This window comes from Microbacterium sp., assembly GCF_044508325.1.
Classification (GTDB): domain Bacteria; phylum Actinomycetota; class Actinomycetes; order Actinomycetales; family Microbacteriaceae; genus Microbacterium.
The window spans coordinates 88753-110384 of record NZ_JBIQHX010000008.1; the positions used below are offsets into that span (position 1 = coordinate 88753).

Sequence of the window (21632 nt, forward strand, 5' to 3'; positions counted from 1 at the left end):
CTCCGGCATCCATCTTCCCGTACACCGGTGCCGCACGTCAGCGTGTCACGCGACCGGCGGCGGAGGCGGCAGCGGCGGCATGGGCGGGATCGCCTGGCCGTCGCGGTGGGCGAGGATCTGGCTCACCTCAACCTGGTCGACCAGCACTTCGTGCACGAGGGCGGCGTTCGGCACGTTCACCAGGCGCAGGGGGGCGTCCACGCCGTTGTCGAGGGTGAGGGTGCCGCACCCCCAGAGCCGCTGCAGCGGCCCCCGCCGCTGCGCGATCTCGTAGCCGCGGGCGTGCGGCAGCTCCTGACGGTGCCGGGCGAGCACGCCCCAGCGGGCGATGACGCGCCGCGTGGTGATCGTGTAGCGGCGCGACACCCAGACCAGGTACGGGATCACCACCAGCAGCAGCACGAGCAGTCCCCCGGCGGCCAGCAGCATCCAGTTCTCGAACGGCGCGGGCAGGTTGTCGTAGAAGTACGCCGTCGCGCCCGCGACCCCGACGAGCACGAGAGCCGACCAGAACAGCCGCCTCGCATGGGCCCGGAACTTCGCCACCAGCAGCTCGGGCGCCGGCGCCCCGGGCGGGGGCGTCGGGGGGCGCCCCCCGTAGGCGGTCGGCTGCGTCACAACTCCCATTGTGCCGTCCGCCGCCGCCCGGTCGGCGCCGACACCGCCGGGCGCGCCGGTTCAGCGCACGTGCACCACGTCTCCCGCCGACACCGCGGTCTCGGCACCGGCCGAGACGACCACGAGCCGCCCTTCGCGATCGAGGCGGGCGGCATGGCCGACGAGCGTGCTCCCGTCCGGCAGCGACACCGAGACGGTGCGGCCGAGGGTGTCGCACAGCGCCTCGACCTCGCCGTGCACGCCGGATGCGGCGGCATCGCCCCGAGCGGCGGCCAGCGCGCCCAGCTGCTCGTCCAGCGCCCCGAGGTAATCCGCCAGCAGCGCATCGTCGTCCGCCTCGGCGCCCAGCGTCGCGAACGACGTCGCCGTGGTCACCGGCAGGTCGGCGACCGACATGCGCGTGTTCACCCCGGTGCCCACCACGACCGCGTCGATGTCGGCCGGGATCACCTCGGCGAGGATGCCGCAGATCTTCCGCCCGTCCACGAGGACGTCGTTGGGCCACTTGAGGCGCACGGTGTGGTCGGGCAGCTGTGCGGCGACCGCCCGCGTCATCGCCGCACCGGCGATCAGCGGGATCCAGCCGCGTGAGGCGAACGGCAGGTGCGGCACCCGCACGAGCGTCGATACGGCCAGAGCCGTGCCGGGCGCGGTGGTCCAGGTGCGGTCGAGGCGTCCGCGGCCCGCGGTCTGATCGGTGGTCAGCAGCACCGACAGGTGGGGCCAGCCCGCCGGATCGGCCGCGGCCGCGGCCACCAGGTCGGCGTTGGTCGATCCGGTGCGCTCGCGCACCTGGAGTCGCGGGCTCACCGCGGCCGCCCGCCGATATCCCTCCTCGCGGATCGCCATGTGCTCACCCTACGCCGCGGCCAATGGCCGGCGGCAAAGCCTGTGGCGACCCTCCAAAGCAGGGAAAAGGCCCGGCACTAGGGTGGAATCCGTGACCGAACAGCCCGACCTGTCCACGACCGCCGGCAAGATCGCCGACCTGCGCGCACGGTACGCCGAAGCCGTGGTCGAGGCCGAGAAGATCTCGCAGGAGAAGCAGCACGCCAAGGGCAAGCTCACCGCCCGCGAGCGGATCGAGCTCCTCGTCGACAACGGCACCTTCGACGAATTCGACGAGTATGTGCGCCACCGCACCACGGCGTTCGGGATGGACCGCTCCCGGCCCTACGGCGACTCCGTCGTCACCGGGGTCGGCACGATCCACGGCCGCCCGGTCGCCGTCTACGCACAGGACTTCACGACCTTCGGCGGGTCGCTGGGCGAGGTGGCCGGCGAGAAGATCATCAAGATCATGGAGCTGGCGATGCGCAACGGCATGCCCTGCATCGGCATGCTCGACTCGGGGGGCGCCCGCATCCAGGAGGGCGTGGTCGCACTCGGCAAGTACGGCGAGATCTTCCGCCTCAACACCGCCGCCTCCGGCGTGATCCCGCAGATCTCGATCATCATGGGCCCGGCCGCCGGCGGTGCGGTCTACTCCCCCGCGCTGACCGACTTCGTCGTGATGGTCGACAAGACCAGCCAGATGTTCGTCACCGGCCCGGATGTCATCAAGACCGTCACCGGCGAGGACGTCGGCATGGAGGAGCTCGGCGGCGCCTACACGCACAACACGCGCTCCGGCGTCGCCCATTACCTCGCCGAGGACGAGGACGACGCGCTGGACTACGTGCGCACGCTGATCGGCTTCCTGCCGGACAACAACATGGCCGACCTGCCGGTGTACGAGACCGACTTCGAGTGGGAGACGACCGATGCCGACCGCCTCCTCAACTCGATCGTCCCCGACTCCCCGAACCAGCCGTACGACATCCACACCGTCATCCGCGGCATCGTCGACAGCGAGGAGTTCCTCGAGGTCCAGCCGCTGTTCGCGCCGAACATCGTCATCGGCTTCGGCCGCGTCGAGGGCCGCAGCGTCGGCATCATCGCCAACCAGCCGTCGCAGATGGCGGGGACGCTCAACATCGAAGCCGGGGAGAAGGCGAGCCGGTTCGTGCGGTTCTGCGACGCGTTCTCGATCCCGATCATCACGCTCGTGGACGTGCCCGGCTATCTTCCGGGTACCGACCAGGAGTGGACCGGCGTCATCCGCCGCGGCGCGAAGCTGCTGTACGCATACGCCGAGGCGACGGTGCCGCTGGTCACGGTGATCCTGCGCAAGGCGTACGGCGGTGCGTACATCGTGATGGGCTCCAAGCAGCTGGGCGCCGACATCAACCTGGCCTGGCCGACGGCGGAGATCGCGGTGATGGGCGGCCAGGGCGCCGTGAACATCCTGTACCGCGGCGAGATCAAGAAGGCCGAGGAGAACGGCGAGGACATCGCCGAGGTGCGCACCCGCCTCGCGAACGAGTACCTCTACAACGTCGCCTCGCCGTTCCTCGCCGCCGAGCGGGGCGAGCTGGACGGCATCATCGAGCCCGCGCAGACGCGCGTGGCGGTCGCCAAGGCGCTGCGGGCGCTGCGCGGCAAGCGCGCCAGCCAGCCGCCGAAGAAGCACGGCAACATCCCGCTATGAACCCCGCCAGGAACGAGCAGGCGCCCGAGGGCGAGGGGCTGGCCATCGAGGTGCGCCGCGGCAGCCCGACCGCCGAGGAGCTGGCCGCGCTCATCGCCGTGGTCACCGAGGCGTACACGGAAGAGGCCGCCGGCACGCTCGCCGACGACGATCGGCACCCGACCGCGTGGAGCCGCACGCAGCGCTCGCTGCGGCAGCCGCTGCGGCGCGACATCGGCTGGGGACGGTACGCGGGATAGGCCGGATGCCGCCAACCTATGTGTTGGCTTTGTCCCCCGAAATACCTACAGACACCCCTCTTCCCGCGCCGCGATACTGAGATGGCTGGAACGCTTCTGCGTTCGGCTGTCTGCCCGGCACAGGGTGAACGGGACAGCAGCCACCCCGCGGACGGTTTTCGGGTAACCGGTCCGCCACAAGGCGAGGGGCGGGCGGCTTCGCCGCCCCTCGCCTTCTCTCTGCCCTCCGGCCGGGTTCAGATCGCTCTGCCCGCCGGGTACGCGATCTCGCGCCACAGGTCGACGCTGTCGTCGTCCGAGAGCGCACCCGTTTTGGCGTCGTCGACCACCGAGCGGCCGACGACCGTGACCGCGATGCGGTCGTGCCGCGAGGTGCGGATGTACAGCCGCTGCGATTCGGCGCCGCGGATCGTCTCGGCGAGCTCGGCCCGGATGATCGCGAGGGATGCGGCGTCCACCCCGTCCAGACCGCCCTCGTCGAGCACCGTGACCGCAGCGCCGCGGCGGCGGGCGGCATCCAGCGCGTCACGGACCTCGTCGTCCAGCAGCCGCGGACCGCGCAGCTCGTCGCGCAGCCGCCCCTCGGCCAGGCGCGCCGCGATCCGCCACTCCTCGTCGAGCTGACCGCCGCTGCGGACGACCTGTGTGAGCACGGGGCCCGCCACCGCGAGCGCGCGCTGCACCTGCACGCGACGCTCCCGCTGCCTGCCCGCCTGCACCGCCTGCCAGGCCGAGGCCGCCTGCTGCAGCTCGGCCAGGCGCGCCGTGTCGCTGACGGCGCGGTCGAACGATCCGACGAGCAGCTGCGCCGCCGCCACCCACATGAGCGAGCCGACCAGCCCCAGCTCGAGGGCCCGCAGCGGCTGCAGCCACAGCGAGCAGGCGACGGTGAGCATCGCCATCCCGGCCCACGCGTACCAGGGCCGGCGGCGCACCATCACGATCGTCATGAGCACGCCGATGCCGCCGATGTACCACGTCGCGAAAGGCTCGGCGCGGGCGGCCGCGCCCACGCCGATCGCGATGCCGGACGGCACGGTGAGGGCGACGAACAGCGCCGCGACCGCCGCCGGCCAGGGCAGGCGCTCCGGGCGGCCGGTCACGGTGGGGTCCTCGGTGCGGGTCCGGGGAAGCGCACGCTCCCCGCGGGTCTGGACGAGCAGGCACAGCCAGGTGCCCGCGACGTAGACCGCGAGGCTCGTGACAACCAGGACCGGCGACGGGATGGGCGTGGTCCACAGCAGCCCGCGGGCGGCGAGATACGCCGTGAACGCGAAGGCCAGGGCCAGCAGGACGGTGCGCACGCTGAGCATCAGGTCACCGGCTCCCAGCTGAGGGTCACGGTCGTCCCGTGCGGACCCGAGTCGATGTGCGCGTGGCCGCCGACGGCATCCAGGCGCGCGATGATCGATCCCCGGATGCCGAGCCGGTCGGGCGGGATGAGGGCGAGGTCGAAGCCGGGGCCCTCATCTCGGATCGCCACCGACAGGCCCCGCTCCCCCACCGGCGCCAGCGACACCGAGACCCCCGCGGCATCCGCGTGCTCCACGCTGTTGGCGAGCGCCTGCGCCCCCGCGAGGACCAGGGCGTGGGCGGCGCGCCCGGTCAGCGACGGGATGCCGGCGGCCCGTGCGCGGTCCACCCGCAGGTCGAGGCCGAGGTCGCGCGCGTGGCGCTCGAGCTCGTCGGCGATGCGTCCCGGCGGCACCGGCGCGTCCGATCCCTCCTCGGCGGCCGAGTCGGCGTTGGCGAGCCGGGTGAGCGCCTCCCGGGCCATCTGCACGGCCAGCTGCCGCTCGCGCGGAGTCTCGGTGCGCGCCGCGGCGATGAGGGCGGCGAGCACGCTGTCGTGCATGAGCCCGGCGACCGCGACCCGCTCCTCCTCGGCGGCCGCCGCGGCGGCGGCCGCCGAGTAGGAGGCGACGGCGACCGCGCGCGCCTCGTCGACGTTGACGGCCATCGCGCGGAACAGCCAGGCGAGGGTGATGAGCACGCCGCCCAGGATGAGCGTGAAGGACACATCGAGCGAGACGGTGATGCGCAGCGGTGCGGTGAACCCGTCCTGCACGAGCCGCACGACCCCGAACAGCAGCGGGACCGCAGCGGTCCAGATGATCTGCAGCAGCAGGGGGAAGGCGAGCACCGCGGCGACGGTGGCCACGTTGACGAGGTAGAAGATCCACGGCTCGCTCTGGTTCGACAGCTCCGACCCCGTCGTGACGAACGGCCAGATCAGAAGCAGCACGGGGAACTCGATCGCGAACACCGCCGCCAGCAGCCGCACCCCGCGGCCGATCGCACAGGCCAGGATCATGAGCGCCAGCAGCCCGAAGGTCACCGCGACCAGCACCCCCGACCACTGCGGAAGGACGCCGGAGTCGCCGGCCAGGGCCGTGACGAAGGCCTGCGTGCCCAGCGCCACGCATCCGAACCCGACCACCAGCTGGATGATGCGCTCGATGCGCGCACGCGTGAAGCTGCCCAGATCACCCGAGGCCACCCGGCCGTGCGGGATGTGCCCCCAGGCGTCGGTGAGCACCGTGCGCGAGGCGTCAGTCGCCATCGCGTCCGTCCGCGCGCGGCTCGGCGAGGATCCCGTCCTCCATCGCCCGTCGCGCCAGGTCGACCTTCGTCGGGGCCGGCCGGCCCACCTCGACGTACTTCACCCGGACGCGAGTGATGTTCTCCTTGGCGGTGGAGTAGGCCACGCCGAGCCGGTCTGCGACGACCTTCAGCGGCAGGCCCGCCGCGTACAGGCGGAGCACCTCGCGCTCGCGGGCCGACAGCTGGGCGTCGGCAAACTCGCGGTCGGCCTCCACGGCGCTGGCCCATTCGACGTTGTTGAGCTGGTCGCCGCGCGCCACCGTCCGGATCGCGGCGATCACATCGTCGATCGACGACGACTTGCTGACGACCCCGGCCGCTCCTGCGGCGAGCGCTTCGCGCACCGCGGCGGGGCGGTCGGCGACGCTGTGGATGATGACGCTCGACCCGTCGCGCACGAGCCGGCTGACGTTCTCGGTGACGGTGGTGCCGTCGCCGAGCGTGAGGTCGAGCACCACCACGTCTGCGGGCGACGCGTTGCTGAATCGTCGCCAGGAGAGGTACTCGGTGACGGTGTTGCCCGAGAAGACGACCTGCTTCCCGCCGGCGCGCTGACAGGCCGCCTCGAGCCCGAGCCGGACGGATTCGTGGTCGTCGATGAGGGCGATGCGCGTCACGATGACAGGGTAGGCCGTGCGGGCGCGATGCGGTACTCGGCCCTCAGCCGCGCCGCAGCACGGCGACCGCCTCGACGTGGTGCGAGTTGGGGAACAGGTCGATCGCCTCGATCGGCCCCGCCTCATAGCCGAGGTCGCGGAAGGTGGCGAGATCGCGAGCCAGCGCCGCGGGATCGCACGCCACATAGACGACCGTGTGCGCAGCGAGCGCGGCGATGTGCCGCACCACGGCGCGGCCGGCGCCCGAGCGCGGCGGGTCGAGCAGGATCACGCCGCGCTTCAGGCGCTCGCGCTGGGCCGCCGTGGCGTGCTGCGCCAGGTGGGTCAGCCACCGGTCGACCCGGGCCGTCTCGGCGCGGGCTCCCGGCCACTCGGCGAGGTTCGCGCGAGCATGCTCGGAGGCGCGCGCGTCGGCCTCGACCGTGGTGATGCGCGTGCCCGGTCCGCCCAGCCCCGCCAGGGCCGCGGCGAACAGGCCCACGCCGCCGTAGAGGTCGAGGTGCCAGGCGTCGGGGTCGACGGCGTGACCCTCGGAATCGGAAGCGGTGCCGCCCGCCGGTGCGCCGCCCAGGCGCCTCGTGACCAGCTCGGTGAGCGAGTGCGCGGCGAGCCGGTGCACCTGCCAGAAGCCCCCGGCATCCACCCGGAACTCGCGCCCGCCCACACGCTCGACCACGGCCTCGCGCGTGGCGCGGGGACCGCCGCGTCCCGCGGGGCGGTGCAGCACGCGCACCCGCCCGTCCGCGGGCTGGACGAGGTCGATGCGTCCCGGTGCGCCCCGGCCGATCGCCAGGGCGGCCTTCTCGACCCCGGGCGTCGCCAGCGGCAGCTCGTCGACGGCGATCACCCGGTGACTGCGCGCCGCGTACGGGCCGACGCGTCCTTCGGCGTCGGCGTGCAGGCTGACGCGCGTGCGCCACGCGGTGCCGTCGGCGGTCTCGGCGTCGAGCACGTCGCCGTCGGCGGAGCGGGCGGGGGATGCCGCCGAGATCGCCGCGGCCGCATCGGGCAGGCCGCCGATGCGGCGCAGGGCGTCCGTGAGCACCTGCAGCTTCAGCGTGCGCTGGTGCGCGAGTTCGATGTGACCGAAGTCGGCACCGCCCGGACGCAGGTGCGGCGGCACGTCGACGTCAGCCTGCCGCCAGACGTGGGGACGGCGGTGGGGCGACGGGTCGAGCACCTCCCGCAGCTCGGCGCGCCAGAACCGCTTCGCATCCGTGCGGGCATCGCCGCTGTCCGCACGGCGGACGCGGACCCGTTCTCCCGGGATGGCATCGGGCACGAACACGACCCGGCCCTCGTGGCGGCCGATGAACACGCCGCCGTGGGCGACATCGGTGATGCCGAGGTCGAAGGTCTCGTCGGCGGCCACCCTCCGACTCTCCCACGGGGAGATAGCCTCGTGCGCATGCGCGTGTGCCTCGCCTCGACCTCCCCCGCCCGACTCATGCTGCTGCGGCAGGCGGGCATCGAGCCGGAGACCCTGGCGCCGGAGGTCGACGAGGACGCCGTCGTCGCGGCGGTCGAATCCGCCGAGGGCCGCACGCTCTCCCCCGCCGAGCACGTGCTGCTGCTGGCCCGGCGCAAGGCGGCGGATGTCGCGGCGCGCCTGGTCGAGGCCGACCCGGACTTCGACGGGATCGTCGTCGGCGGCGACTCGATGTTCGAGCTCGACGGCGAGGTCCTCGGCAAGCCGTACACCGCCGAGGCGGCCGCCGGGCGCTGGCGCGCGATGCGCGGCCGCACCGGGGTGCTGCACTCGGGCCACAGCGTGTACCGCCTGGAGCGCGGCGCGGCGGTCGAGGCGCACGCTGTGGCCGAGGCATCCGTCACGTTCGCCGCCGACGTCACCGACGACGAGATCACCGCCTATGTCGCCACCGGCGAGCCGCTGCACGTGGCCGGGGCGTTCACCGTCGACAGCCTCGGCGGCCCGTTCATCACCCGTGTCGAGGGCGACCCGTCGACGGTCGTCGGGATGTCGCTGTCCACCCTGCGGCGCCTGGTCTCCGAGCTCGGCGTGCCCTGGCCACGGCTCTGGAAGAGGTTGTCGTAGGACGCCCACGTTCTTCGTCGGTTCTTGTAGGAAGCGGTCAAATGACCGGTGAATGCCGTGAGTAGGCTGGCATCCATGCCGTCTTCCGCGACCCACCCGTTCGCGAAGGTCCTCATCGCCAACCGCGGCGAGATCGCCGTCCGCATCATCCGCGCCGCGCGGGACTCCGGCCGCGGCTCGGTCGCGGTGTACGCCGATCAGGACCGCGACGCTCTCCACGCGCGACTGGCCGACGAGGCCTACGCGCTCGAGGGCACCACCAGTGCCGACACCTACCTGTCGATCGAGAAGCTCCTGTCTGTGGCGCGACGCTCCGGTGCCGACGCCGTGCACCCCGGCTACGGCTTCCTCGCCGAGAACGCCGCGTTCGCGCGGGCCGTGATCGACGCGGGCCTGGTCTGGATCGGCCCCGCGCCCGAGGCGATCGAGGCGCTGGGCGACAAGGTGACCGCCCGGCACGTGGCCGAGAAGGTCGGCGCCCCGCTCGCCCCGGGCACGCCCGGCCCGGTCTCCGGCGCCGACGAGGTCGTCGCCTTCGCCGAGCAGCACGGCCTGCCCATCGCGATCAAGGCCGCCTACGGCGGCGGTGGGCGCGGGCTGAAGGTCGCCCGCACCGTCCAGGAGATCCCCGAGCTGTTCGAGTCCGCCACCCGCGAGGCGGTCACCGCCTTCGGTCGCGGCGAGTGCTTCGTGGAGAAGTACCTCGATCGCCCGCGGCACGTGGAGACGCAGTGCCTCGCCGACGTCGCCGGCAACGTGGTCGTCATCTCCACCCGCGACTGCTCGCTGCAGCGCCGTCACCAGAAGCTCGTCGAGGAGGCGCCCGCGCCGTTCCTGACCGAGGAGCAGAACCGCACGCTGTACGACTCCTCGAAGGCGATCCTGCGTGAGGTCGGCTACGTGGGCGCGGGCACGTGCGAGTTCCTCATCGGCGCCGACGGCACGATCTCGTTCCTCGAGGTCAACACGCGCCTGCAGGTGGAGCACCCGGTCTCAGAGGAGATCACCGGCGTCGACCTCGTGCGCGAGCAGTTCCGTCTCGCCGAGGGCGGCCTGCTCGACTACGACGACCCGGCCGCCGACGGGCACTCCATCGAGTTCCGCATCAACGGCGAGGACCCCGGGCGCGGATTCCTGCCCGCGCCCGGTCCGATCAACGTGTTCAAGACGTTCGGCGGCCCCGGCATCCGGCTCGACTCCGGAGTCACCGCGGGCGACTCGGTCAGCGGGGCGTTCGACTCCCTGCTGGCGAAGATCATCGTCACCGGCCGTGACCGCACCGAGGCACTGGCCCGCGCCCGGCGCGCACTCGACGAGTTCGAGGTCGCCGGACTGCCGACCGTGCTGCCGTTCCACCGTGAGGTCGTGCGCGACCCGGCGTTCACCGCCGAAGACGGTCGCTTCGGCGTCTACACGCGCTGGATCGAGACCGAGTTCGTGAACGACATCCCGCCGTGGGACGGCGAGCTGGAGGCACCCGAGCCGCCCGAGCCGCGGCACACCGTGGTGGTCGAGGTCGGCGGCAAGCGCCTCGAGGTGAGCCTGCCCGACCGCATCGTCGCCGGTCCGACGAAGATCGGCCGTCCCGCGGCCGTCCCGCCGTCCCGCCGCTCGCACGCCATGTCGGTGGTGGCGGGCGCCTCCGGTGACGCGGTCACCGCGCCTATGCAGGCCACCATCGTCAAGGTGGCCGTCGAGGAGGGTCAGCACGTCGTCAAGGGCGACCTGGTGATCGTGCTCGAGGCGATGAAGATGGAGCAGCCCATCCAGGCGCACAAGGACGGCGTCATCGGCGCCGTCAACGCCCAGCCCGGCAGCACGGTGTCAGCCGGACACCAGCTCCTGACGATCTCCTGATTCAGTCCTCGTCCGCGCGCTCGACGTGGTGCATGGCGCGGGCGGCGTCGGTGATGCTGCCCGACAGCGACGGATAGACCGCGAACACCCGTGAGACCTGGTCGACGGTGAGGCGCCTTTCGACGGCGATCGCGATGGGGTAGATGAGCTCGGATGCCCGGGGCGCCACGATCACGCCGCCGATCACCGTGCCGCTGCCCTGGCGGGCGATCAGCTTGACGAAGCCGTCGCGCACGCCCATCATCTTGGCCCGCGGGTTCGCGGCGAGCGGCAGCTTGTGCACGATGCCGTTGATGTGCGCCTCGGCGACGTCCTTCTCCTGCCAGCCGACCGTCGCGATCTCGGGAGCGGTGAAGATGTTGGCGGTGATGCGCCGCCGGTCCAGCGGAATGACCACGTCGCCCAGCGCGTGGAAGACCGCGGTGCGCCCCTGCATGGACGCGACCGATGCCAGGGGCACGAACGTCGTGCAGTCGCCGGCCGCGTAGATGTTCGGCACCGAGGTGCGCGCGACGCGGTTGACGCGGATGTGGCCGGAGGCATCCATCTGCACCCCTGCCTCCTCGAGGCCGATGCCGCGCGTGTTGGGAGTCGATCCGACCGCCATGAGGCAGTGGCTGCCCTCGACGGTGCGACCGTCGGTGAGCGTGACCACGACGCCGTCGCCCGAGCGCTCCACCTTCTCGGCCCGCGACTTCGACAGCACCGTCATCCCGCCCCGGGTGAACACCTTCTCGAGCACCGTGGCCGCATCCGGGTCCTCGCCGGGGAGCACCCGCTCGCGGCTGGAGACGAGCGTCACCGTGGCTCCCAGGTTCATGTACGCCCCGGCGAACTCGGCGCCGGTGACTCCCGACCCGACGACGATGAGGTGTTCGGGCAGGGCGGTCATGTCGTACAGCTGCGTCCAGGTCAGGATGCGCTCGCCGTCCGGCATCGCGCTGGGCAGCTGCCGGGGCGACGCCCCCACCGAGACGACCAGGGTGTCCGCCTCGACCCGGTCGAAGTCGGTGCCGCCCGGTCCGGTCGAGACGACCACGGCGTTGTCGCTGTCGAGCCGGCCGTGCCCGGTGATGATGCGGACCCCCGCCTCCACGAGTGCCGCGCGCATGTCGTCGGACTGCTGACGCGCGAGGGTGAGGAGCCGCTTGTTCACGGCCGCGAGGTTGATGGCGATCTCGGGCTTGAGGGGCTTGCCGTGCGCGCCCTTCGCGAACAGCTGCACGCCCAGGTCGCCCGCCTCCGCGATCGCGACCGCCGCGTCCGCGGTGGCGATCAGCGACTTCGACGGCACGACGTCGGTGATCACCGCCGAGCCGCCGACGCCGGCACGCTCGACGAGGGTGACTTCCGCTCCCAGCTGTGCGGCGGCCAGCGCCGCTTCATAACCGCCGGGTCCGCCGCCGAGGATCGCGACGCTCTGAGTGAGCTCGAAGCTGAGGGTCATGCAACCATTCTTGCCCCTCGAACGCCCCGACCCTGCGCTCTAGAGTGGAGCCATGTCGAACGCCAACCCCCTCAACGCCCCTGACGCGGACGTCCTCGCCATCGCCGCCGAGGCCGCCTCCGACATCGCCCGCCTCACCGGGGTGGAGCACCACGACATCGCTGTCACGCTCGGTTCCGGATGGGGTCAGGCTGCCGACCTCATCGGGCGCACCGTCGCCGAGGTGCCCGCGACCGAGATCACCGGGTTCTCCCGGCCCGCGGCGGAGGGCCACGTCGGCACGCTGCGCAGCGTCGTCACCCCGCGCGGCAAGAACGTGCTCGTGATCGGCGCACGGACGCACTACTACGAGGGCAAGCACGTGCGCCACGTCGTGCACAGCGTGCGCGCCGCGGCCGCCACCGGCGCCAAGGTGCTCGTGCTCACCAACGGCGCGGGCTCGGTACGGCCCGCCTGGAGCCCCGGTCAGCCGGTGCTCATCAGCGACCACATCAACCTCACCGGCGCCTCGCCGGCCCAGGGCGCGAAGTTCATCGACCTCACCGACCTCTACTCCGTGCGACTGCGCGACGTGGCCCGCTCGATCGATCCGAGCCTGCCCGAGGGCGTCTACGTGCAGTTCCCCGGCCCGCACTACGAGACGCCCGCCGAGGTCCGCTACGCCAAGATCATCGGCGGCGACCTGGTCGGCATGTCCACGGCGCTGGAGGCGATCGCGGCCCGCCAGGCCGGGCTGGAGGTGCTCGGGATCTCGCTGGTGACCAATCTCGCCGCCGGCGTGAAGACGACGCCGCTGAGCCACCAGGAGGTGCTCGAGGCGGGCCGTCAGGCGGAGCCGATCATCGGCGCACTGCTGGCGCGGGTGATCGGATCGCTGTGAGCGATGCGGCGGCGGCCCGCGCCTGGCTCTCCCAGGATCCGGACCCCGAGACCCGGGCCGAGCTCGCCGCCCTCGTGGAGGCGGCCGAGCAGGGGGATGCCGCAGCGGCGGCCGACCTGCACGATCGCTTCCGCACCCGGCTCGCCTTCGGCACGGCGGGGCTGCGCGGAGAGCTCGGCGCCGGCCCGAACCGGATGAACCGCGTGCTCGTGGCGCAGGCGGCGGCCGGCATCGCCGCGCACCTGCTGGCCGAGCAGGGGCCGGACACCCCTCCGTCGGTGGTGATCGGCTACGACGGACGCCGCAACTCCCGGGTGTTCGCCGAGGACTCGGCGCGGATCTTCGCCGGCGCGGGCCTGCGGGTGTTCCTGCTCCCGCGCCTGCTGCCCACCCCGGTGCTCGCGTTCGCCGTCCGGCACCTGGGCGCCGACGCGGGCGTCATGGTCACCGCCAGCCACAACCCGCCCGACGACAACGGCTACAAGGTGTACCTCGGCGGCGCCGACGGCGGATCGCAGATCGTGCCGCCGGCGGACGCCGAGATCGCCGCGCAGATCCAGCGCATCGCCGACGAGGGCGACATCGGGCGTCTCCCGCGATCGGACGCCTACGAGATCGCCCCCGCGGAGGTCGTCGACGCGTACGTGGCCGCCACCGCCGCCGCGGGCCCCGCGCCCGCCGGCGCGGCAGGGCTCGCCTGGGTCTACACGGCCATGCACGGCGTCGGCGCCGAGACGTTCGCCGCGGTGCTCGCCCGCGCAGGCTATCCCGCACCCGTGCCGGTCGCGGCGCAGATCGCCCCCGACGGCGACTTCCCCACCGTCGCCTTCCCCAACCCCGAGGAGCCCGGCGCGATGGACCTCGCCTTCGCGACCGCGCGCGAAGCCGGCGCCGAGCTCGTCATCGCGCACGACCCGGATGCCGACCGGCTCGCCGTCGCCGTGCCCGACTCGTCGGCCGACGGCGGCTGGCGCCGCCTGAGCGGCAACCAGGTCGGGCTTCTGCTCGGGTGGCGCGCCGGCCGACTCGCGGAAGGCTCGCCGCAGGCATCCCTCGCCTGCTCGCTCGTCTCGTCGCCCGGGCTCGCCGCCGTGGCCGCCCACTACGGCCTCGCCTTCCACGCCACCCTGACCGGCTTCAAGTGGATCTCGCGCGCACCCGGCATCGTCTACGGCTTCGAGGAGGCCCTGGGCTACCTCGTCAACCCCGAGACAGTGCGCGACAAGGACGGCATCTCGGCGGCGGTCGCGATCCTGCAGCTCGCGTGCGAGGCCCGCGGGCGGGGCGCCTCCCTCGCCGACCTGCTGGACGAGTTCGCGCAGACGTTCGGGCACTTCGCCAGCGACCAGATCTCGGTGCGCGTCGACGATGTCGCCGTGATCGGCCGGATCATGGCGGCGCTGCGCGCCGACCCGCCGGCACGTGTCGGCGAGATCGGCGTGCAGCGCGTCGACGACCTCCTCGAGGGCGTCGACGGGCTCCCCCCGGGCGACGTGCTGCGCCTGTGGCTCGACGACGGCTCGCGCCTGATCGTGCGCCCCAGCGGCACCGAGCCCAAGCTCAAGCTGTACCTCGACGTGCGCGGCGAGTCCGCCGGCGACGCCGCCGCGCGGATCACCGCCCTCGCTGCGGGCGCCCGGGCGATGCTCGACGCGGTCGGCTGACCGGCCCGGTGCCGCCGGGCATCCATCGGCCGTAGGCTGAACGCGTGCTGCTGACCGAACCCGTCGTCCTGGAGAACACCCACGTGCGCCTGGAGCCGCTGGAGGCCGCGCACGCCGCCGACCTGGCCGTGGCCGCGGTCGGCCTCGAGCGCGCGTGGTACACGTCGGTGACGCGGCCGGCCGGGGTCGCGGACGACATCGCGCAGCGTCTGAGGTGGCGCGACGAGGGGCACATGAACCCGTTCGCGATCCGGGCGCTGGACACCGGATCGGTCGTCGGCGAGACGACCTTCTGCAACATCGATCAGGCCAACCGCCACGTCGAGATCGGGCACACCTGGCTCGCCCTGTCGGCGCAGGGCACGTTCGTGAACCCGGCGGCGAAGCTGCTGCTGATGACGCACGCCTTCGAGGCGTGCGACGCGATCGCGGTGGAGTTCCGCACCCACTGGCACAACCGCCAGTCGCGCGCGGCGATCGAGCGGCTCGGCGCGAAGCAGGACGGAGTGCTGCGCAACCACCGGCTCGGCCCCGACGGGAGTCTGCGCGACACGGTCGTGTACTCGGTGCTTCCCGCCGAGTGGCCGGCCGTGAAGCTCGGTCTGGAGCACCGGCTCACGACCTGACGGGCGCCGGCTACTTCGGGCTCACGCCGTAGTTGATCGTCACGCCACCCGAATCCATGTAGGTGATCGACACGATGTACGCCGCGCTGTGCGCGATCAGCTGCGCCCCGGCGCCGAGCTTCATGTCGGTGCGGATCTCCCACCCGCCGGTCGAGTAGGCGTCGCGGATCGATGCGTCGACGGCATCGATCGCATCCCCGGTGCCGATCGTCGCGTTCCACTCCGGCCGGTCGGCGGACTCGCTGAGCACAGCGAGGCTGCTGAGCACCTCGCCGTCGTACAGCGGGACGTCGGCCGGGAAGCTCGAGACGAGCCGGCCCTCCAGCTCCTCCTCGGTGAACGCACCGCCGTCGCCGTCGGCATCGTCGGCGCCACCCTGATCCTCCGGGGCGACCTGCGCCGTCTCCGGCGGCGCCGCGCCCTCGGCGGGCTCACCGGCGCAGGACGCCATGGCGAGACCGACAACGGCCACCAGCGCGGCGAGCGCAGAACGACGGACGAAGGAGAGCTGCATCACGACTCCGATTCAGTAGATGGTTCCAGGCAGAGAAAACCCCTGCTGAGAGGACCATAACGAACCGTTCGGCGGCGCCAGGGAGCCGCGCCGCGCTCAGCCGTCGATGACCGCGACCAGCTCGTCGAGGAAGCCCGGGAAGTCGATCCCCCGCCGGACGATGCGCTGCACGCTCTCGCGTTCGCTGAACACTTCGACGAACTGCTCGAACACCGTCTGGAACGCCTCGCGGTCGCCCTCGCTGAAGGCGACCAGCGCCACGACCTGCACCCGGGGCTGCCCGGCCGGGGTCGCCGGACCCCACGGGATCGAGGGATCGGCGATGCCGATCGCGATGGCGGTCCGGCTCGCCGTCATCCCCAGCGCGTGCGGCACCGCGAGCGCATCGGTGAAGGCGGTCGACGACATCCGCTCCCGCTCGATCGTGCGCTCGACGTAGTCCTCGTCGATGACCCCCTGCCCGACCAGCAGCGCACCCAGGCGGCGGATCGCCGCCTCCTCCCCGCCCTCGGCGGGAAGCCCCCGCACGAACGCCGCGGGGTCGAAGTAGCGCTCGAGTTCGGTGCGCAGCCGCGCGAGCCGCCGCCCGCGCCGGACGCGCGCGGCGGCCAGGCGGACCCGCTCCACATCGGCGTCGGTCAGGAACGGCTGGATCCGCACGACGCGCTCCGCCGGCAGCGGTGGATCGATCGTGGTCAGCACGAGGTCGGTGTCCAGCGCCGCCCAGTCCGGATCGACACGCGTCTCGACGCCGACGATCTCGATGTCCTGGCCGAGCGACCGGTCCACCGACGAGCGCAGCAGCTCGTGCAGCTCGTAGTACCCGGGGCACACGATCGTGGCGGTGAGCATCGCATCGGCCCGGCGCCGCCGCTCGAGCTGCCCGCCGACGTGCATCGCGATGTAGGCGATCTCGTCGTCCTGGATCTCGAGCCCCAGCCGCTCCTGCAGACCGCTGGCCACGAACACCGCCACCTCGAAGATCATCGGGTAGGTCGACTTCAGCGATCGGGTGAGCGGGTTGCGCGACCACGCCTGCTCGCGGGCGCGGTGCAGCAGGTTCTGCACGTGCAGCGCGAGCCGCAGCACGAAGTCCTCGTGCACGATGTCGACGAGGAACTCCTCCGCGGCCCGCTCGACGACCTCGCGCACGGCCCGCGCGACGCGCGGCTCCAGGCCCGAGCGGGCCGCATCGCCCGAGGCGCGCGCCCCCGGGGTGAGCACCCGGGTGAGCACGAGGGTCGAGAGGTGGTCGAGGTCGCCCTCGCCGAGGCGGACCCCGAGGTGCTCGGCGGTGAGCCGGCCGAGGATGTCTGCGACCGCCGCCCGCTCCCGGGTCGGCGCGCCGCGGCCCGCGTCCAGGGCCCGGCCCTGCGCGACCCTGTCGGCCGCGATGGCGATGTGCATCACGACATCCGACATCCCGTACTCGTTGACGAAGTAGCCGAGGTCGCCGAGCTCGCTCACCAGGGCCGCCTTGAAAGCGCCCAGCTCGTCGGCGTCGACCGACCCCGATCCCAGCGAGCGGCGCAGGGCCGTGATGTCGAAGGCCCCCGCGTCCATCTCGTCGTGCGCGAGCCGGCTCAGCAGCCGGCGCTGGGCGACCTCCGTGCCGCGCAGTCGCGCACGGGCCGCCGACCGCTCCAGCGTCAGGTCGGTGCCGCCCAGCAGCGCCCGCACCCGTGCGAGGTCGGCTTCCAGGGTGGCCGGGCTGACATGAAGCCGCTCGGCCGTCTCGAACACGTCGATGCCGTCGTCCGCGTCCAGGAGCGCCCGCACCACGGTGTGCAGCCGATCCCGGGGAGTCGGCCCCTCCGACTGCCCCTCGGCGCGCAGCAGCGCCGCAGCCGGCAGCGCACGGTAGCCCTGCGGCCCGGACTCGATCGCGTCGCCGCCGGGGGCGCGCGCGTTGAGAGCCGTGACATAGGAGCGGATGCTGCGGGGCGTCACCCCGAGGGAGTCGGCCAGCACCGCCGCGGTGATCCAGTCGTCCTCGCGCACGAGCATCGCCAGCAGGCGATCCTGTCGTGCTCTGGTCATGGCGTCCCTTCGCGGCACTGCCCATCCAACCACCTGCACCCCGCGCCTTTCCGCCCCTGCGGAAGAACCCCTGGTTGTGCGGTTCTCAGCATTCTCACAGAATGGCCGGAAGGAAAGGTGGGGTCGATGAAGATCCTGGTGATCTGCGGCGCGGGCGCCTCGAGCACCTTCGTCGCCCAGCGTCTGCGCCACGCAGCGCACGACGCGGGGCTGGCGTGGGGCGCCGTCGCCGGAACCCCGCAGTCGCTGCTCATCGACCTCGACGACGCCGATCTCGTCCTGGTCGGTCCGCACCTCGCGCCGGCGCTGGACTCGATCGCGCGGGATGCCGCGGCCCGCGGCGCAGCGGCGATGCTCCTGCCCGAGGACATCTTCAGCGACCTGGACGGCACGCGCACGCTCGCACTCGTGCGCGACGCCCTGCCGGCACCGCAGCCGGGCGAGGCCGCGCAGCCGGGCGAGACCGGACAGGACACGGACACGACACGGAGGATGACATGACCGAGCTGCGCGGTGTGGGGATCGGATTGGGCGTCGCCCAGGGCCCGGTCGCCCGCATGGCAGATCCGCTGCCGGCCCCGAGCGACGCCCCCAGCACCGCGAGCGCGGACGACGAGACCGCGCGCGCCCGGGAGGCGGTGGCTGCCGTGGCGCGCGAGCTCGAGGCGCGCGGCGCGCAGGCCGGCGGCGCGGCGCAGGAGGTCCTCGAGGCGCAGGCCATGATGGCGGAGGACCCCGCCCTGCAGGCCGAGATCGACGCCCGCATCGCCGCAGGGAAGACCGCGGAGTGGGCGGTCCACGATGCCTTCGCGTCGTTCCGCGAGACGCTCGCCGCCATGGGGGGGTACCTCGGTGAGCGCGCCGCGGACCTCGACGACGTCGCCCAGCGCGTCGTCGCGAGGATCCGCGGCGTTCCCGCCCCGGGGGTTCCCGACCCCGGGCACCCCTTCGTCCTGGTCGCGAAGGACCTGGCGCCCGCCGACACCGCGCTGCTCGACCTCGACAAGGTGCTGGCCCTGGTGACCACCGAGGGCGGCCCCACCTCGCACACCGCGATCCTCGCGCGCGGGAAGGGCATCGTCGCCGTGGTCGGCGCCGCCGGGGCCGCCGGCCTCGCCGACGGCGAGACGGTCATCGTCGACGCCGCCGCCGGCGTCGTCCTCTCCGCGCCCACCGCCGAAGAGCTGGAGCAGGCGCGGGCCAGAGCCGAGGCCCGCGCGGCGGCGGCGTCCGCCCCGATCACCCCGGGATCGCTCGCCGACGGCACCGCCATCCCGCTGCTGGCGAACCTCGGGAATCCGGAAGGCGCCGCGGAGGCGGTCGCCCTGGGCGCCGAGGGCGTCGGGCTGTTCCGCACCGAGTTCCTGTTCCTCAGCTCCGACCGAGCGCCGACCGTCGAGCAGCAGCGCGCCGTGTACACCGCGCTGCTGGAGGCCTTCCCCGAGCGCAAGGTGGTGGCGCGGGTGCTGGACGCCGGCGCCGACAAGCCCCTCGCGTTCCTCAACGACGCACCCGAGGACAACCCCGCGCTCGGCCTGAGAGGCATCCGCGCATTGCGGGCGAGCGAGCAGATCCTGCGCGACCAGCTCCAGGCGCTCGCGGAGGCGGATGCGGCGACCTCGGCCGACCTCTGGGTCATGGCGCCGATGATCGCCACCGTCGAGGAGACGCGGTACTTCGTCGAGCTGGCGCGGGAGTACGGCGTCAAGACGGCGGGAGTCATGGTCGAGGTTCCCTCGGCCGCGCTGCTGGCCGACCGGGTGCTCGCCGCCGCCGACTTCGCCTCGATCGGCACGAACGACCTCACCCAGTACGCCATGGCCGCCGACCGGCTGCTCGGCTCGGTCGCCTCCTTCCAGGACCCCTGGCATCCGGCCGTGCTGCGGCTGATCCAGGACGTCGGCGCCGCCGGGGCCGCGCTCGACAAGCCGGTCGGCATCTGCGGCGAGGCCGCCGCCGACCCGCTGCTGGCCGTCGTGCTCGCGGGCCTGGGCGCCACGTCCCTGTCGATGGCGCCCGCGGCGCTGGCCGACGTGCGCGCCGCCCTCCTCGAGCACACCCTCGACGATGCCCGTCGCATCGCCGAGGCCGCCCTCGCCGCTGAAGATGCGGCATCCGCCCGAGACGCGGCCCGAGCGGCCGCAACACAGAAGAAGGAGACACAGCCATGACAACGGCGTCTGCGCCCGCTACGGGCATGAGCAGAGCACGGGTCGGAGTCCAGCGCTTCGGCACGTTCCTGTCCGGCATGATCATGCCGAACATCGCGGCCTTCATCGCATGGGGCTTCATCACGATGCTCTTCATCGCGGTGGGCTGGCTGGGATGGTGGTACCCCGTCGCCGACATGCTCGGCGGCTTCGGCAACGCCGAGGAGATCGGCTGGCGCGGCGCGATGGTGGCGCTCGCAGAAGGGCCGGACGGCGCGACCTTCCCGCAGTACGTCGGCCTGGTCGGGCCGATGGTCATCTACCTGCTGCCGCTGCTGATCGCGAACACGGGCGGCCGCATGGTCTACGGCGAGCGCGGCGGCGTCGTCGCCTCGATCGCGACGATGGGCGTGATCGTGGGCACCGACATCCCGATGTTCCTCGGCGCCATGATCATGGGTCCGTTCGCGGCGCTGATGACGAAGTGGATGGACAGGATCTGGGACGGGAAGATCAAGCCCGGGTTCGAGATGCTCGTCAACAACTTCTCTGCGGGGATCCTCGGCATGCTTCTGGCCATCGTCGGCTTCTTCGTCTTCGGGCCGCTGATGCTGGGCATCAGCGCCGTGCTGGGCGGAGCGGTCGGCTGGCTCGTGTCGTTCAACCTGCTGCCGCTGGTGTCGATCATCGTGGAGCCGGCCAAGGTGCTGTTCCTGAACAACGCGATCAACCACGGCGTGTTCACCCCGCTGGGCATCGAGCAGGCGACCGAGACGGGCAAGTCGATCCTGTTCCTCATCGAGGCGAACCCCGGTCCGGGCCTGGGCCTGCTGCTGGGCTTCACCTTCTTCGGGATCGGGCTGGCGAAGGCGTCGGCACCGGGCGCGATCATCATCCAGTTCTTCGGCGGCATCCACGAGATCTACTTCCCCTATGCCCTGAGCAAGCCGATGACGGTGCTCGCGCTGATCGCGGGCGGTGCGACCGGGGTGACGACCAACATGCTGCTCAACGGCGGCCTGGCCTTCCCGGCCGCCCCGGGCAGCATCATCGCCGTCACGGCGGCCGCCTCCAGTCCCGCCGCCGGCGGCGTGGCGAACCTGCTGGTCGTCTACCTCTCCGTGCTGCTGGCGGCCGCGGTCACCTTCGTCATCACGGCGGTGATCCTGCGGGCCACGCGCAAGCGCGACCTGGAGGCGGGGCTGACCGGCGACCTCAGCGCCGCGATCGCCCAGACCGAGGCGAACAAGGGCAAGGAGTCGGCGGCGCTGGCCGGTCTGCGTGCCAGCGCGGACGCGGACGGGGTCGTCGAGCGCGACGCCGAGGCCGCCTACGACGAGGCCGAGACCGCGCGCTCCACCGACGGAATCCTCAGCGGCGGCCGGCTGGAGACCAAGCAGGTCCGCAACATCGTGTTCGCGTGCGACGCCGGCATGGGGTCGTCGGCGATGGGCGCGAGCGTCCTGCGCAACAAGATCAAGAAGGCGGGCATCGAGGACGTCACGGTCGTCAACAAGGCGATCGCGAATCTGGATGCCTCGGCCGACCTGGTCATCACGCAGAACCAGCTCACCGAGCGGGCACGGCAGAAGACGCCCGATGCGATCCACGTGTCGGTCGACAACTTCATGAACTCGCCGCGATACGACGAGGTCGTGGACCTGGTGCGCGACCAGCACCAGGATGGGCAGTAGCCGCTGAGACCGCCGTGGGGTCGGGCGGGCGCGAGGCCCCCGGCCCCACGGCCCTCGGCGGGTGAGACCGGCAATCGGCTCGAAACGAAAGGCGAC

General features: G+C 72.6%; 19 protein-coding genes. 10 read left to right on the top strand and 9 right to left on the bottom strand.

What is annotated here, in order from left to right:
- Positions 1-45 precede the first annotated feature (45 nt).
- Together ACIWQI_RS08610 and ACIWQI_RS08615 are read right to left on the bottom strand one after the other, a co-directional pair.
- Positions 46-618, bottom strand: coding sequence for a PH domain-containing protein (locus tag ACIWQI_RS08610; RefSeq protein WP_396656738.1), 573 nt, complete (start codon positions 616-618; stop codon positions 46-48).
- A 60-nt stretch (positions 619-678) separates the two neighbouring features.
- Complete coding sequence (locus ACIWQI_RS08615; protein WP_396656739.1) at positions 679-1467, bottom strand: biotin--[acetyl-CoA-carboxylase] ligase; 789 nt, start codon at positions 1465-1467, stop codon at positions 679-681.
- Between the two features lie 91 nt (positions 1468-1558).
- Here ACIWQI_RS08615 and ACIWQI_RS08620 point away from each other — a divergent pair, with 91 nt between their 5' ends.
- Both ACIWQI_RS08620 and ACIWQI_RS08625 read left to right on the top strand, forming a co-directional pair.
- The gene (locus ACIWQI_RS08620; RefSeq protein ID WP_396656740.1) at positions 1559-3148 is read left to right on the top strand and encodes an acyl-CoA carboxylase subunit beta; all 1590 of its coding nucleotides are present in this window, start codon (positions 1559-1561) and stop codon (positions 3146-3148) included.
- Positions 3145-3387 (top strand): acyl-CoA carboxylase subunit epsilon, encoded by a 243-nt coding sequence (locus ACIWQI_RS08625; RefSeq protein ID WP_396656741.1) that lies wholly within the window; start codon positions 3145-3147, stop codon positions 3385-3387. Before ACIWQI_RS08620 ends, ACIWQI_RS08625 begins: the two co-directional genes overlap by 4 nt.
- 236 nt (positions 3388-3623) lie before the next feature.
- Here the strand turns inward: ACIWQI_RS08625 and ACIWQI_RS08630 are convergent, their stop codons facing one another.
- The 4 genes from ACIWQI_RS08630 to ACIWQI_RS08645 are packed head-to-tail and all read right to left on the bottom strand — an operon-like array spanning position 3624 to position 7980.
- Positions 3624-4700, bottom strand: a complete 1077-nt coding sequence (locus ACIWQI_RS08630; protein ID WP_396656742.1) for a hypothetical protein — start codon at positions 4698-4700, stop codon at positions 3624-3626.
- Positions 4700-5950: an ATP-binding protein gene (locus ACIWQI_RS08635; RefSeq protein ID WP_396656743.1), complete on the bottom strand. Its 1251-nt coding sequence runs from the start codon at positions 5948-5950 to the stop codon at positions 4700-4702. Before ACIWQI_RS08635 ends, ACIWQI_RS08630 begins: the two co-directional genes overlap by 1 nt.
- Positions 5940-6608, bottom strand: a complete 669-nt coding sequence (locus ACIWQI_RS08640; protein WP_396656744.1) for a response regulator — start codon at positions 6606-6608, stop codon at positions 5940-5942. The genes ACIWQI_RS08635 and ACIWQI_RS08640 overlap by 11 nt, the downstream gene beginning before the upstream one ends.
- 43 nt (positions 6609-6651) lie before the next feature.
- A complete protein-coding gene (locus tag ACIWQI_RS08645; protein ID WP_396656745.1) occupies positions 6652-7980 on the bottom strand; it encodes a class I SAM-dependent RNA methyltransferase in 1329 nt (442 codons plus the stop codon).
- 36 nt (positions 7981-8016) lie between these two features.
- Between ACIWQI_RS08645 and ACIWQI_RS08650 the strand changes: the two genes are divergently transcribed.
- Together ACIWQI_RS08650 and ACIWQI_RS08655 are read left to right on the top strand one after the other, a co-directional pair.
- Positions 8017-8664 (top strand): Maf family protein, encoded by a 648-nt coding sequence (locus ACIWQI_RS08650; protein WP_396656746.1) that lies wholly within the window; start codon positions 8017-8019, stop codon positions 8662-8664.
- A gap of 75 nt (positions 8665-8739) precedes the next feature.
- On the top strand, positions 8740-10521 hold the full coding sequence (locus tag ACIWQI_RS08655; protein WP_396656747.1) for an acetyl/propionyl/methylcrotonyl-CoA carboxylase subunit alpha: 1782 nt from the start codon (positions 8740-8742) through the stop codon (positions 10519-10521).
- A gap of 1 nt (position 10522) precedes the next feature.
- On the opposite strand, the gene ACIWQI_RS08660 is transcribed toward ACIWQI_RS08655, so the two are convergent.
- Positions 10523-11968 carry an NAD(P)H-quinone dehydrogenase gene (locus tag ACIWQI_RS08660; RefSeq protein ID WP_396656748.1) on the bottom strand — a complete coding sequence of 482 codons (1446 nt, stop codon included), beginning with the start codon at positions 11966-11968 and terminating at the stop codon, positions 10523-10525.
- A gap of 52 nt (positions 11969-12020) precedes the next feature.
- On the opposite strand from ACIWQI_RS08660, the gene ACIWQI_RS08665 reads away from it, so the two are divergent.
- From ACIWQI_RS08665 to ACIWQI_RS08675, 3 genes are read left to right on the top strand one after another with little or no spacing between them, the layout of a single operon-like run.
- Positions 12021-12848 (top strand): purine-nucleoside phosphorylase, encoded by an 828-nt coding sequence (locus tag ACIWQI_RS08665; protein WP_396656749.1) that lies wholly within the window; start codon positions 12021-12023, stop codon positions 12846-12848.
- Positions 12845-14512 carry a phospho-sugar mutase gene (locus ACIWQI_RS08670; RefSeq protein ID WP_396656750.1) on the top strand — a complete coding sequence of 556 codons (1668 nt, stop codon included), beginning with the start codon at positions 12845-12847 and terminating at the stop codon, positions 14510-14512. Before ACIWQI_RS08665 ends, ACIWQI_RS08670 begins: the two co-directional genes overlap by 4 nt.
- A 44-nt stretch (positions 14513-14556) precedes the next feature.
- The gene (locus ACIWQI_RS08675; RefSeq protein ID WP_396656751.1) at positions 14557-15138 is read left to right on the top strand and encodes a GNAT family N-acetyltransferase; all 582 of its coding nucleotides are present in this window, start codon (positions 14557-14559) and stop codon (positions 15136-15138) included.
- Positions 15139-15148: 10 nt separating this feature from the next.
- Here the strand turns inward: ACIWQI_RS08675 and ACIWQI_RS08680 are convergent, their stop codons facing one another.
- Both ACIWQI_RS08680 and ACIWQI_RS08685 read right to left on the bottom strand, forming a co-directional pair.
- On the bottom strand, positions 15149-15655 hold the full coding sequence (locus tag ACIWQI_RS08680) for a hypothetical protein (RefSeq protein WP_396656752.1): 507 nt from the start codon (positions 15653-15655) through the stop codon (positions 15149-15151).
- 93 nt (positions 15656-15748) lie between these two features.
- The gene (locus ACIWQI_RS08685; RefSeq protein ID WP_396656753.1) at positions 15749-17692 is read right to left on the bottom strand and encodes a BglG family transcription antiterminator; all 1944 of its coding nucleotides are present in this window, start codon (positions 17690-17692) and stop codon (positions 15749-15751) included.
- A 126-nt stretch (positions 17693-17818) separates the two neighbouring features.
- On the opposite strand from ACIWQI_RS08685, the gene ACIWQI_RS08690 reads away from it, so the two are divergent.
- From ACIWQI_RS08690 to ACIWQI_RS08700, 3 genes are read left to right on the top strand one after another with little or no spacing between them, the layout of a single operon-like run.
- Positions 17819-18193, top strand: coding sequence for a PTS sugar transporter (locus ACIWQI_RS08690; RefSeq protein ID WP_396656754.1), 375 nt, complete (start codon positions 17819-17821; stop codon positions 18191-18193).
- Complete coding sequence (gene ptsP / locus ACIWQI_RS08695; protein ID WP_396656755.1) at positions 18190-19863, top strand: phosphoenolpyruvate--protein phosphotransferase; 1674 nt, start codon at positions 18190-18192, stop codon at positions 19861-19863. Before ACIWQI_RS08690 ends, ptsP begins: the two co-directional genes overlap by 4 nt.
- Complete coding sequence (locus tag ACIWQI_RS08700) at positions 19860-21536, top strand: PTS mannitol transporter subunit IICB (RefSeq protein WP_396656756.1); 1677 nt, start codon at positions 19860-19862, stop codon at positions 21534-21536. Before ptsP ends, ACIWQI_RS08700 begins: the two co-directional genes overlap by 4 nt.
- The last annotated feature ends 96 nt before the right edge of the window (positions 21537-21632 follow it).